Source organism: Rhizobium sp. GN54 (assembly GCF_021026345.1).
Classification (GTDB): domain Bacteria; phylum Pseudomonadota; class Alphaproteobacteria; order Rhizobiales; family Rhizobiaceae; genus Mycoplana.
Genome location: NZ_JAJNCZ010000004.1, coordinates 466,237 through 479,146, shown reverse-complemented (window position 1 = coordinate 479,146; position 12,910 = coordinate 466,237). Strand labels below are relative to the sequence as shown.

Annotated in this window: 11 protein-coding genes and 1 tRNA gene; 4 read left to right on the top strand and 8 right to left on the bottom strand. The window is 64.2% G+C overall.

The window, feature by feature from the left end:
• Window positions 1–96 precede the first annotated feature (96 nt).
• From LQK81_RS14280 to LQK81_RS14270, 3 genes are all read right to left on the bottom strand, one after another.
• Entirely contained in the window at window positions 97–1,653 is a 1,557-nt protein-coding gene (locus tag LQK81_RS14280) for a VOC family protein (protein ID WP_230807016.1), read from the bottom strand.
• A gap of 105 nt (window positions 1,654–1,758) precedes the next feature.
• A complete protein-coding gene (locus tag LQK81_RS14275; protein WP_230807015.1) occupies window positions 1,759–2,610 on the bottom strand; it encodes an SDR family NAD(P)-dependent oxidoreductase in 852 nt (283 codons plus the stop codon).
• Between the two features lie 129 nt (window positions 2,611–2,739).
• Window positions 2,740–2,955 (bottom strand): hypothetical protein, encoded by a 216-nt coding sequence (locus tag LQK81_RS14270; protein ID WP_230807014.1) that lies wholly within the window; start codon window positions 2,953–2,955, stop codon window positions 2,740–2,742.
• A 748-nt stretch (window positions 2,956–3,703) separates the two neighbouring features.
• Here LQK81_RS14270 and LQK81_RS14265 point away from each other — a divergent pair.
• Entirely contained in the window at window positions 3,704–5,152 is a 1,449-nt protein-coding gene (locus LQK81_RS14265; RefSeq protein WP_230807013.1) for an efflux transporter outer membrane subunit, read from the top strand.
• A gap of 208 nt (window positions 5,153–5,360) precedes the next feature.
• On the opposite strand, the gene LQK81_RS14260 is transcribed toward LQK81_RS14265, so the two are convergent.
• Entirely contained in the window at window positions 5,361–6,044 is a 684-nt protein-coding gene (locus LQK81_RS14260) for a GntR family transcriptional regulator (protein ID WP_230807012.1), read from the bottom strand.
• Window positions 6,045–6,189: 145 nt separating this feature from the next.
• Here LQK81_RS14260 and LQK81_RS14255 point away from each other — a divergent pair, with 145 nt between their 5' ends.
• Together LQK81_RS14255 and LQK81_RS14250 are read left to right on the top strand one after the other, a co-directional pair.
• The gene (locus LQK81_RS14255) at window positions 6,190–7,029 is read left to right on the top strand and encodes a fumarylacetoacetate hydrolase family protein (protein ID WP_230807011.1); all 840 of its coding nucleotides are present in this window, start codon (window positions 6,190–6,192) and stop codon (window positions 7,027–7,029) included.
• 322 nt (window positions 7,030–7,351) lie between these two features.
• Entirely contained in the window at window positions 7,352–9,418 is a 2,067-nt protein-coding gene (locus tag LQK81_RS14250; protein WP_230807010.1) for a calcium-binding protein, read from the top strand.
• A 181-nt stretch (window positions 9,419–9,599) separates the two neighbouring features.
• Here the strand turns inward: LQK81_RS14250 and LQK81_RS14245 are convergent, their stop codons facing one another.
• On the bottom strand, window positions 9,600–9,788 hold the full coding sequence (locus LQK81_RS14245) for a hypothetical protein (RefSeq protein WP_230807009.1): 189 nt from the start codon (window positions 9,786–9,788) through the stop codon (window positions 9,600–9,602).
• Between the two features lie 207 nt (window positions 9,789–9,995).
• Here LQK81_RS14245 and LQK81_RS14240 point away from each other — a divergent pair, with 207 nt between their 5' ends.
• The gene (locus tag LQK81_RS14240) at window positions 9,996–10,151 is read left to right on the top strand and encodes a hypothetical protein (protein ID WP_230807008.1); all 156 of its coding nucleotides are present in this window, start codon (window positions 9,996–9,998) and stop codon (window positions 10,149–10,151) included.
• A gap of 307 nt (window positions 10,152–10,458) precedes the next feature.
• On the opposite strand, the gene LQK81_RS14235 is transcribed toward LQK81_RS14240, so the two are convergent.
• From LQK81_RS14235 to LQK81_RS14225, 3 genes are all read right to left on the bottom strand, one after another.
• A tRNA-Met gene (locus tag LQK81_RS14235) sits at window positions 10,459–10,535 on the bottom strand.
• Between the two features lie 134 nt (window positions 10,536–10,669).
• Complete coding sequence (gene mnmA, locus LQK81_RS14230; RefSeq protein WP_230807007.1) at window positions 10,670–11,866, bottom strand: tRNA 2-thiouridine(34) synthase MnmA; 1,197 nt, start codon at window positions 11,864–11,866, stop codon at window positions 10,670–10,672.
• 230 nt (window positions 11,867–12,096) lie between these two features.
• A complete protein-coding gene (locus LQK81_RS14225; RefSeq protein WP_230807006.1) occupies window positions 12,097–12,843 on the bottom strand; it encodes a helix-turn-helix transcriptional regulator in 747 nt (248 codons plus the stop codon).
• Window positions 12,844–12,910: the final 67 nt, after the last annotated feature.

Below are 12,910 nucleotides of genomic sequence, written 5' to 3'. Positions count from 1 at the left end.
CGGCGAACGGCCGCCTGTATCTCGAACGGAAACACCCTCTTCCCGGCGGGGAAAGAGGGTGTTTCTCCATTCACAGGCCCGTTGGCAGCCCTGAGGCTATTTCGTCACCTTCTCCATGAACGCCCGTGCCAGTTCGACGTCGGGCAGGCCGATATCGTGCCCGGCGGGCAGGACGCGGTTCTCGACGCTGGCGCCGGCCTCCGAAAGGCGTTTCTCGATCTCCTGGGCATGCGGGCCGTAGGGATCGGACTGCCCCGTTACCATCAGCACGTTCGTTCCGGTCAGATCCGCATCCTGCGGCGCTTCCAGTGCGTTCATGCCCCGCAGCAGCACCGCGTTGCGGATGACGCCGGGATGCAACTGCATGATCGCCCCCAGCATGTTGGCGCCGTTGGAATAGCCGAGGAAGACGGTGCGGGCCGGATCGAGCCCGTAGGCCGCGTTCGCCTCGGCGATGAAGGCGACCAGCGCTTCGGCCTCGGAAGCGATCTCCGCCTGGTCGAACGTCGTCATGGTCAGCCGCCGGAAGAATCGCGGATACCCCTCGTCGTTGCTGCGTCCGCGCAGGCTGACGAGCGTTGCATTGGGCGCGACGCGCGCGCCGAAGGGAAGGAGCGTGGTTTCGTTACCGCCGGTGCCGTGCAGCAGCACCAGCGTGCTGCCGTCCCCCTTCTCGGGGCGGTGGACGCGATGGATGAAAGGCAGGTCCCGTTCGGTCATTCTTTCTTCTCCTGGAAGGGAAAACTGGGGCAGCCGCGCCCGGACGTCGGCCGGATCGGCATGGAGATGCGCGGGCACGAACAGCCTGGTGCCGAGTGTCTCCGGCGGCTCGTCGACGAACATGCCCGGCCCGTCCGAGGCATATTCGATCAGCGCCCCGCCGGGTTCGCGCACATAGAGCGAATAGAAATAGGTGCGGTCATGCATGTTGATGTCGCCGGCGCCTTCGGCCTGCAGCACGGTCCCGGCACGCTCGACCGTGTCCCGGTCGACCGCCCGCAAGGCGATATGGTCGATCGTGCCGGTGCCGGGCGCCGAGGTCCAGAAGCCGGCGGCATCGCGAATGTCGAGGATGTCGGCGACATCGCTTGCCAGCCGGCGGATGCCGTTGGCAGCCGCAACCGGCCGGAAGCCGAAGTGGCGGGTGAGAAACGCCGCCGTATCCTCCGGCTTCTCGCTGAAGATCGTGGCGCCGCGGATGCGCAGGATCGCATCCGCCGCGGCAATGCCGGACGCCGGCCAGGGATCGACCGGCTGAACGTCCGCCTCGCCGACGAGCTTGACGATGATCCCGTCCGGATCCTTCAGCCGCAGCACCGGCTCGCCGAACTCCTGTGCCGGTCCGGTCGTCTGGATATTGTACGTCAGCGCCCGCGTCAGCCAGAAGCCGATCGATTCGGGCGCTATCGAAAGCGCGATCTCTGCCGCCTGCCCCGTGCCGACGCGGCCGGGCGAACCGTCCTCCCAGGAGAGAAACGTCAAGAGCGTGCCGGGCGCCCCGGTGCCGCCGCCATAGATGAGATGCAACTGGTCCGCATCCTCGAAGCCGGCCGTCCGCTTGACGAGCCGCAACCCGAGGAAGCCGACGTAGAAATCGACGTTCGCCTGGATCTTTCGCGTGATCGCGGTGATGTGGTGTATGCCGCTGGTCATGGCCGTCCTCCGTTCAGCCACAGACAATCAGGTTTCACGCCGCCGCGACAGCCCGATGCCGGTGACAGCACCGTTCACCATTTGCGAACGAAGATCGCGTGCTCGTCACTTCCTCTCGATCCAGGCCTTGAAGGCCGGGCCGAATTCCGGATGCCAGCGCGACAGCGGCGGCCGGTTCTCGACGATATCGCCGGCAGCCCAGAGGATGCGTTTCTCGTCGGTCGACCGGGCCACTTCGTTGTCCGGGCAGAGGATGTAGAAGTCGCCGCGGGCCAGGCTCTCCATCATGAACTCGAGCGTCTGCTCGGGCGTCCAGGCGCCTTCGGGCTTCTCGGTCCTGCCGTTCGACGTCATCCCTGAGAAGACGAAGCCGGGAATGAAGAGGTGAGCGCTGACCTTGCAGCCGCCACGGTTCCGCAGGTCGTGCTGGAGCGCCTCGGTAAAGACCTTCACGCCGGCCTTGGAAACGTTGTAGGCGGGATCGCCGGGCGGGGTGGTGATCCCCTGCTTGGAGCCGGTGTTGATGACGACCGCGGCATCGCCGTGCTCCAGCATGCCCGGTACGAACGCCTGGCAGCCGTTGATCACGCCCCACAGATTGACGCCCAGCACCTTTTCCCAATTCTCGCGCGGCCCCATAATTGTGCTGCCGGGCTGGACGCCGGCATTGTTCATCAGCACGTGAACCCGGCCGAAACGCGCCCGCGCGGTCTCCTGCAGCCCCTCCACCGAGGCGGGATCGGAAACATCCGCAGCCACCGCCAGCACGTCCTTCTCCCCGCCGGCAGCATCGCGGGCGACGATGGCGGTTGCCGCATCGAGGCGCGGCCCGCCGAGGTCGGCGAGCACGACACGCATGCCGAGCCCGGCAAACCGTTTCGCCGCCGCCAGCCCGATGCCGGAGGCGGCACCGGTGACGACGGCGACATTCGAGGGAGTGAAGGCGGGATGTGGCATGGCAGGTATCCATCCGTCGGGTCTGTTGAAGGAGAACGCCACCCTATTCCGAAGGGGCGGCGGTCGATAGGACGGATGTAGGGACGACGCTGGCGATGTCCACGCCAGATCGAAGCTTTGGGGAGAGTGTCAGGCGGCGGTGAGGCCGCCAGTGGTGCGAGGGCCGGCGGCGGCCGGATCGCTCATCAGCTTGCGGATCGCGTCACGGACTTCGTCTGCGGAATTGAACCGCTTCGAATCCAGATCCCACACATGATACTTGACGGCGACGAACTTCAACCTGTCCTGGTCCGGAACGACGACCCCGACGGCTTCCCCGCCGATCTCGATAACTTGCTTTTCCATAGTAACTCCTGCCATGCGCAAGCACAGCGAACATCATTCTTGCGTATCGTTCGAAGTAGAGAACGTTACATTCGGCGGAGGGCCGAAAGTTTCATTCCGAATTTCGTTCCGCGACAGGAGAAAATATCACCAGCGGAAGCGGTGTTGGCATTGCGATGCATATTCACACTCCCTTGGTTGGGCCACACGCCATGGTGGCGGCGTGGAGAGGTTGGACAGCTCTATAGGGATAGCCCCTCGGCTACGTTCGATGAGATAGGCGATACAACTCGCCTTGTCAACTCGACCCCTCGTTTTTTGGGAAATTTTTGCGCCGAAATCATATGACAATTGGTTTGGCGGAAAATTCTTCGCACATGCAGCACGACAGAGAAATGAGCTTGCATTCCACATATTTTGGGCATTCGCTCTTTTTCTGGGCGGAACCACCATCCGGAAGCCGCAAAATTTTCACGCAAAAGACGTATTCGCCACAGTTGCAAATCGATCCTAAGGCGTATCTGTGACACCAAAACCGGGACCAAAACGCAACATATGGCGTGAATTACTCGCGATTCCGGATGAACGACGGACGAAAACCCATTGGCAAGGTTTTTTGCGTAGTTATGTTGTGCTCGATGATTCTGGGCGGAGCCGGCCATGGCGTCGCCCCGTTGAAAGTGCGTTAACCATGACACGTGGATGATGCGCGAATCGCCAATTGGACTCGAGATTGTGAGCCGCGGTGTTGAGCGGTTCGGGGAAAAACATGAAGATTGTAAAATCCCTACTGCCGCTGACGATGTTGCTGCTCAGCGGATGCGTCGTGGGGCCGGACTACCAGGCGCCCGATACCGCCCTGCCGGGCAAGTTCTCGGAAGCCGCCGGGAAATCGGCAGGCGACACCACGCTGGATCCATGGTGGGAAAACTTCCGCGACAAGCGCCTCAATGAGCTTGTTTCCCGCGGGATGAACGAAAACCTCGACGTCCTGCAATCGCTGGAGCGCATCTCCGAGGCGCAGGCGAACGTGATCCTCGCCGGCGCCGGCGGGCTGCCGCAGATCAATGCCGGCGGCAACGCCACCGCATCGGGACAGGACGGTTCGCTGCTCCAGAGGCAGTCCGGCGTATGGCATACGCAGTCGAAGGACCTGGCCGGCAGCGCCGGCGCCTCCTGGCTGCTCGACTTCTTCGGACAATACCGCCGGGCGCGCGAATCCGCCAACGCCTCGCTCGATGCCGCCTACGACAACGTCAACGTCGCCCGGCTCGCCTATCTCAACGAGCTGACGACCACCTATATCAGCGCCCGCTTCTTCCAGGAGGCGCTGGCGCTGAACCGGCTGAACCTGCAGTCGCGCCGGGAAACGCTGAAGCTGACGCAGGACATCCGCGCCGCGGGTGCCGCCTCCAGCCTCGACGTCGTGCAGGCCGAGGGCCTCGTCAACCAGACGCTGGCGGAAATCCCGCCGCTGGAGACGGGCTTCTACCAGTCCGCCAACCGCGCGGCGACGTTGCTCGGCGTGCCGGCCGCGACCATCACGCCGCAGCTCATCAAGGCCGGCCCCCAGCCGACGCCTCGCCATTCGACCCGCGTCGGCGTTCCCGCCGACCTCATCCGCAACCGCCCGGACATCCGCGCGGCCGAACGGAACCTGGCCGCGGCCACGGCCCAGATCGGCGTTGCCGAATCGCAGCTCTATCCGAGCCTGACGCTCGACGGCACCATCGGCGCCGCGCGCACGATCAGCGCGATCACGGGCAACGTCACCTCATGGTCGTTCGGCCCGACGCTGACCGTGCCGATCTTCAACGGCGGCGCCCTGCGTGCGCAAGTCGACATCGCCGATTCGGTCGCCAAGCAGCAGTATTTCGCCTGGAAGCAGACCGTGCTGAACGCCGTGGAAGAGGTGGAGAACGCGCAGACCGCGCTTATCCGCGACTACCAGACCGTTGCCGCACTTCGCAGGCTCGTGGCCTCGAACGAGGAGGCCCTGTCGCTCGCGCGTGAAAGCTATCGCGGCGGCGCCAGCACGATCCTCGACGTCCTCGACGCCGAGCGCAACGTCGCAAACAGCCGCCTGACACTGGCCTCGTCCATTCGCTCGCTTGCCAACGACTACGTCTCGCTCAACGTGGCGATCGGCGGCGGCTCGGCGATCGAGACGCCCGTGCCGACGCCGGCCCCCGGCCGCAAGGTCGCAGCCACGCAGTAACGAGCGCAAGGCCGCCAAACCAGAATGCCCCGGAACCATGCGGTTGCCGGGGCATTTTCGTTCCGGCATGCAGGCACGGTCGCGACGGCGCCGGTAGCCGATCTCATGCCAGGCAGGACGATGCCCGGGCATCGCTCGCGGATTGCGGCGCTGCCGGTGGCCGGCAGCCGGTCCCGCGCAATCGCCTCGATATCGGTGCAGGCTGGCTTCAGGCGTTCCTGCCGTCGAAGAAGGCCTCCAGGGCGTCGGCCGTGCCCTGGTAGTGCGCATGCAGGGCGGCGACCGCCCCTGCCCCGTCGCGCGCGAGCGCAAGGTCCATCAACTGCCTGTGTTCGGCATCCGCGTCGCGTCGCCTGCCCGACAGGCTGACCGACACGCGCCGGTACCGGCCGGCATGGCCGAAGAGGCGCAGGCATGTGTCGAGCAGGATCGGCGAACCGCAGGCGGAGATCAGCGCCCGGTGGAAGGCGGCATGGCGCTCGTCCCAGTCGTCACGGATGACCGAGGGCATGTCGTCGCGCCCCTGCGGTACCCGCGCCAGCAGGTGATGCGCGGCAACGAGGCGCGCCTCCCACTGGCCATCCCCCCTCTCGATCGACAGCCGCAGCGCCTCGCCCTCGCAAAGCTTGCGATTGGCGGTGATGTCGCGCAGTTCGGACAAGGACAGTGGCGCGACGCTGAAGCCGCGGTGATCGTCCAGCACCGTGAACCCTTCTGCCGTCAGTCGCGCCAGCGCCTCGCGCACCGGCGTCACGCTCATCGTGCACAGGGCCTGCAGGTCAGAAAAGCGCATCCTGTCGCCGGGGCGCAGGCGGCCGTCCTGGATCGCCCCGCGGATGCGCTCATAGGCTTCGCCGGCAAGGGTCTTTCCAGTCGGCCTGTCTGCGGCCATCCGCGTCGTCCTTCATTTTTTTGCCAAATGGCACGGATTTTCGAAAATCATTGACACCTTGTAAGACTCATGGAAGTTGGAGCGCAACAGAATTCGAACCGAGCGTCCCTCGCAGAGCGGCGCCGCACCTGATGGAGGTTGTCACATGAAACTGGTTCGCTATGGAAAGCCGGGAGCGGAGAAGCCTGGTCTTCTCGACGCCGAGGGCAAGGTGCGCGATCTCTCGGCCGTCGTCCCCGACATTGCCGGCGAGGTGCTCGGCCGCGAAAGCCTGAAGCGGCTGCGGTCGCTGGACCCGGCAAGCCTCCCGCTCGCCCCCGCAGGCGAACGCTTCGGCGCCTGCGTCGGCCGCGTCGGCAACTTCATCGCCGTCGGCCTGAACTATGCCGACCACGCCGCCGAGAGCGGCATGGCCGTCCCGCCCGAGCCGGTGCTGTTCAACAAGGCCCCGTCCTGCGTCGTCGGTCCCGACGACACGATCCTCATCCCCCGCGGTTCGGAGAAGACCGACTGGGAAGTCGAACTCGCGATCGTCATCGGCGAGCGCGCCTCCTACGTCTCGGAGGCCGAGGCGCTCGACTACGTTGCCGGCTACTGCATCTGCAACGACATCTCCGAGCGCGCCTACCAGACCGAGCGCAGCGGCCAGTGGATGAAGGGCAAGGGCTGCCCGACCTTCGGCCCGATCGGCCCCTGGCTCGTCACCGCCGACGAGGTCGATACCGCCGACCTTTCCATGAAGCTCAGCGTCAACGGCGAGACGGTACAGGACGGCTCCACCGCCACGATGGTCTACAAGGTGCCCTTCCTCGTCCACTACATCTCGCAGTTCATGATCCTCGAACCGGGCGACGTGATCACCACCGGCACGCCGCCGGGCGTCGGCATGGGCATGAAGCCGCCGCGCTATCTGAAACCCGGCGACCGCATGGAAGTCACCATCGCAGGCCTCGGCCTCCAGCGCCAGACGGTCGCCCAAGGGTAACAGGCCAACCTGACGGGATGGCTGCAGGGCCGACACACAGCCCTTGCCAACCCTGACGCCCAGGTCATCGCACCACCCGTGACCATGAAAAACAAAAGCCGCGCCCGGTTCACCCCGGCCGCGGCTTTTCTGCGTCCGCCTCCAAGCGAAAATCAGAAGTTGCACAATCCCGGCAATCCACAGATGTGCATTTTGCCCGGGGAATGCGCCCGCCCGTGTGCTGCAAAAGCAGCCGCCAGCACTTCACGACGACTTGCGTCTGCGGAAGGCGTCGAATATTCACCGAACGGTATTTTACGTCAGGATTCAAGGAGTTCCATTTATGTCATCAATTCCCGGAAACACCACGACGACCGCTACCATTGCACAAGGGCAGATCGTCAATGGTGAACTGACCACCTCCGGAGACAGCGATTGGTATCGCGCCACGTTCTCGTCGGGCCTTAGTTACGGCTTCCGTGTATCCGGCGATGGATCAGGCACCTCCCTGCCGGACCCAGACCTCTATCTCTACGACGCCACCGGCAACAGGATCGCAGGCAGCACCAACTACAGCAACAGCAGCACGAGCCTCAATTACTCCGCAGCCACCGGCGGCACCTTCTACGTGGGCGTCTCCGACACCATCGACCTTGGAAAATATGTCCTCACCTGGCTTGGAAACGATACGATCCGGCGCGACATTTCTACCACCGCGACGCTTTCGCAGGGGGGGACCGTCAGCAGCGCCATCGACGTGTCGGGTGATTCCGACTGGTTCAAGGTGAGCCTGAAGGCCGGCCTCGACTACGGCTTTGCCGTCAGCGGCGACGGGACGACGACGTCCTTGCCGGACCCCGACATCCATCTGCGCGATGCCAATGGCACCAGGATTGTCACCAACACCAACTACAGCAACAGCAGCACATCGATCGCGCACGCCGCCAGCCAGTCGGGCACCTACTTCGTAGAGGTCACCGACACGGTTGACACCGGAAACTACAAGCTGACCTGGCTTGGAAACGACACCATCCTGCGCAACACAGCCACCACCGCCGTTCTCGGGCAAGGCAAGACGATCGCCAGCAGCATTGACGTGAGGGGCGACGCCGACTGGTTCAAGGTCACACTGCAGGCGGGCATCAGTTATGCCTTCAAGGTGGCCGGAACGGGCGCGTCGAAGTTGCCGGACGGCGACATCCACCTTCGCGACTCCAACGGGAACGTCATCGCGGGAGAAACGAACTACTCCTCCCCGGTCGGGCTGGTCACCTTCACCGCAAAGAATAGCGGCACCTATTTCGTCTCGGTCACGGACAGTTCGGATATCGGAGGCTACGTGATATCGAACAACGGCTTCGATACGGTCGTCAACAATGCCGGCACCGATCGCAGCCTCGCTGTCGGAACGAGTCTCACAGGCCAGATCGACGTCGAGCGCGACAGCGACTGGTATGCCTTTTCCGTCAAGTCCGGCGTCACCTATCAGTTTTCCGCCAGCGGCACCGGAAGCGCCGGCGCGGACGGAATTCTCCTGAACCTTCGTGACGCGAACGGCAATCGCATCGCCTACGATTCCGACAGCAAGGCGCTCATCGAGTTCAAGGCCACAAGCAGCGGCACGGTCTATCTCGACGTCGCCGGGCAGTATTCCACGACGACAGGAAAATTCGTCCTGTCGGCCGTTTCGGATCAGTCGGTCCTCAAAGGCACGTCGGGTGCCGACGTTCTTACCGGGGGGAGCACCAAGACGACGATTTACGGTTATGCCGGCAACGACCACCTGAAGGGCGGGGCGGGCAACGACATCCTGATCGGCGGCAAGGGCGGCGACCGGCTGGACGGCGGTGCCGGCAAGGATACGGCCTCCTATCAGGATGCGACGAAGGGCATCACCGCCAGCCTCGCCAAGGCTTCGAGCAACAAGGGCGACGCGAAGGGCGACGTCTACGTCTCGATCGAGAACCTGACCGGCTCACGCTATGCCGACAAGCTGACCGGTGACGGCAAGGCCAACGTTCTGACCGGCGGCGCCGGCAAGGACGTGCTGACCGGCGGAAAGGGAGCGGACGACCTCTACGGCGGCAAGGGAGCCGACACCTTCGTGTTCAAGTCCGTCTCGGAACTGTCCAAGTCGAAAGGCAAGACCGACACGATCTTCGACTTCTCGCGCAAGGAGAAGGATCATATCGATTTTTCCGGCATTGACGCCAACACCGGCAAGAAGGGCAACCAGGCGTTCGACTTCGTCGGCACCGACAAGTTCTCCAAGACCGACGGCGAACTGCGTTATGTCAAGGAAAAGAAGGACACCTACATCTATGGCGACGTCAATGGCGACGGCAAGGCTGACTTCGTTCTTCACCTAGACAGTCTGGTGAGCCTGAAGGCCGGGGACTTCATTCTCTAAGGCATCGCACCGCCCGTGATCATGAGAAACGAAAGCCGCGCCCGGCTCATCCCGGCCGCGGCTTTTCTCATCCGGCAAGCACCCGTCCTTCGCCTTGAAGGCGCGGGGCCGGAAAAATCATCCGCAGATCGCACGCCATGGAACAGCACCGATCGGATGACGCGAAGCGGGCCTGCCCTCCTCAGGCCGCCAGCCGTTCGGTGGAGGACATGTGCGTATGGACCGCGCCCTGGAGTTGGCCGAGGGTCGCGAACCGGCGCTGGTCCAGGTCGAAGACATGGAACTTGACGGCGACGAAACGCAGCGCGCCCTCTTCCGGGATGGCGATGCCGACGGGCACGCCCGCATATTCGATGACTTGCTTGCTCATGACGTTGCTCTTCAAAATGCTTTGCGGAAACCGCCCTCGAAGGCGGCTAGAAACGGAACCCGGTACAAAGCAACGCACAACAACACGATCGGCCCGCACGGGGCATCAAACCGGAATAGTCCATCCGTCCGCCTCTTTCGGTTGCGCCTCGATAATCCATAATATTTATATACTATTTTCCCGCGACAGGCTCAACGGAAAACCGCGATGGGACAGAAGAAAAATCTAATCATCCTCGAGAACGGTCAATTATTGGGAAATTTCATCCCGTGGCGCGCGACAATGCGGATTTTTCTACTGGCGCAAACGCCAGCTTCCTCGACAGCAAGCCAGCAACCGGCGGCCGCCCTGCAAGAAAGGTAGCGCTGTACCGGGCACCTGGGTGACACGGTCGACCTCCCGCTGGCAGCAGCGGGCTGAGCGCCTCAACGTGACCAAGGACCAGCGACGACCACATTTGGCGCGCAGGCTTCATGCACTGTGATCTGGGATACATCGACCTGGAACAGAGAACCCTGCAGATCATCGACAACCCGTTCGGCACGAGGTTGTCGCCGATGTCTTAGGTACGTTCCGTTACCTATGTCTCCGGGCCGGACAAGAAGATAAATGGTAGCGAAGATCCGTTCTGGCCGTCTCCCCCAACTCCTAACAAGGTTGGAGGGAGAGATGGTAGCGGAGGAGGGATTCGAACCCCCGACACAAGGATTATGATTCCTCTGCTCTAACCTACTGAGCTACTCCGCCGCCGGGCGAAACGGGAAACTTTGCTTGTGTTTTCCGTTCGGGACGGGCGGCTTATAGGGTGCCTGTCCCCAGAGTGTCAAGCACCGTTTCCGGCAAAAGTGCGCGACCGTGCAACGGCTTGTGAATTGGCCGTCTCAGGCCGCGACGGGGCTGGACAGGATGCGCTTCAACGCGGCTTCCGCCGACGATTCACGCTCCGAACGGGCGATGAACCCGCCACCGTAGACGCGCGCGTCCTCGCCCTCGCCCGAATAGAGCGCGCAGGCCTGGCCCGGGGCGACGCCGGCCTCGCCCTCCGCCAGCTCCACATAGAGGCCCTCTTCGTCGCGGTGCAGCACCGCCGGGCGCGGCGGGCGGGTCGAGCGCACCTTGGCAAAGCAGGAGAAGCCCCCGGTTGCGACGGCCATCAGTTCGCCGTCGCCGAGCCAGTTGACGTCGCGCAGATAGAGCCGGCGCGTGTCCAGCGCCTCCTTCGGGCCGACGATCACCCGGCGCGAGCGCGCGTCGAGATAGACGACGTAGAGCGGCTCGCCGGTCGCAATGCCGATGCCGCGCCGCTGGCCGATCGTATAGTGCAGGATGCCCTCGTGCCGGCCGAGCACGCGCCCGTCGATATGGACGATGTCGCCGGAAAGCGCCGCATTCGGCTTCAGCTTGGCGACGATGTCGGAATACTTGCCCTGCGGCACGAAGCAGATGTCCTGACTGTCGGCCTTCTTGGCGACGACGAGGCCCATTTCCTCGGCGAGCGCACGCGTCTCCGCCTTGGACAGGTGCCCGAGCGGGAAGCGCAGGTAGTCGATCTGCTCCTGGGTGGTGGCGAAGAGGAAATAGCTCTGGTCGCGCTCGGCATCCACGGGGCGGTAGAGCGCCCGGCGCGCCGGGTCGTCCGGCGCAGGGTTCGGCCGCGAGCGGATATAGTGGCCGGTCGCCAGCGCATCGGCGCCGAGCTCCCGCGCGGTCGCCAGCAGATCGGCGAACTTGACCGTCTGATTGCAGGCGACGCAGGGGATCGGCGTCTCGCCGGCGATATAGCTCTCGGCAAACGGATTGATCACCGTCTCGCGGAACCGCTTCTCGTAGTCGAGCACGTAGTGGGGAATGCCGAGCGTCTCGCAGACACGGCGCGCATCATCGATGTCCTGGCCGGCGCAGCACGAGCCGGCGCGGTGAACGGCCGCGCCGTGGTCGTAGAGCTGCAGCGTGATGCCGAGAACGTCATAGCCCTCCCGCTTGAGCAGGCCGGCGACGACGGACGAATCCACCCCGCCCGACATGGCGACGACGACGCGCGTATCTTCTGGCTTCCTGTCGAAATCGAGACTGTTCACGCTGTCCATCCGGAATTGTCCAAGGGGTCGTGCCGGGATGCTGAAAATGGCGATCGCTTGCGGCCTTCCCTGCCCGCCTGCGGGCACTTGTCGCGACATATAGAAACTTGCGCCGCCGGGGGCAAGAGAAGGCTCGATTTCGACCGGCCCGGCACGCCGCGGCAGAGTGATGCGGGCCCGGCAGCGGGCCGTCGCGCCAACTGGCTGCCGCCGCCACGGATCGCGTCGGATCAGATCAGCTTCATCCGCATCGCCGAGGCGATCGCCTGCATCCGGTTGACCGCGCCCAGCTTCTTTGCCGCCGATTTGAAGTAGCTCGAGACGGTGTAGGCGGAGATGCCGAGGATGATGGCGATCTCGTCGCTGCTCTTGCCCGCCGCCGCCCAGCGCAGGCATTCGATCTCGCGGCCCGACAGCTTGTCCTTCACGACCGGATTGCGGACGAACGTCTGCTCCAGACAGGCGAACAGTTGCACGGCGGCAAAGTAGAGCTGCGCCAGTTCGTCCCCGGCGCGCGGCGGTTCGCTGCCGGAAAAGACCATGGCGAAGGGCTCGCCGGCCGTGGTGTGCAGCAGGAACGCCAGCGACACGGCAAGCTCATGCCGCTCGGCGAGCGCGGCTGCGGCGTCCGCCGCCGGGCCCGGATCCTTCGGCGCCAGCAGCGAGCCATCGCCGAGAAAGGGACGCTTGGTCTGCGCCACCTCGGTCGCCAGCCGGCTCTCGTGATAGATGTCGAGATCGTCATAGCCGCGCACCAGCTCGGTCGGCCAGCTGCTGATCACGAGGCGCTCCGAAAACTGCCGGCGGTCGCCGACGGGCAGGCGCGCCACCAGGAAATGGCCGAACCCGAAATGGCTGGCGCAGCGCCGCAGGAGCTGCAGGACCTCGTATTCGGTCCTGACCTCCTCCAGCCGCGCCCCTGCGAGGAAGGCGGGCGACCAGTGCGGAAATGTTGTTACCTCGTCAGGCTGTCTCATCTCGTGCTTCCAATTGCCGCCGCGGTCACAAAGCCGTCTCGACCGCTGCCCGGCTTGCGCCGATGCG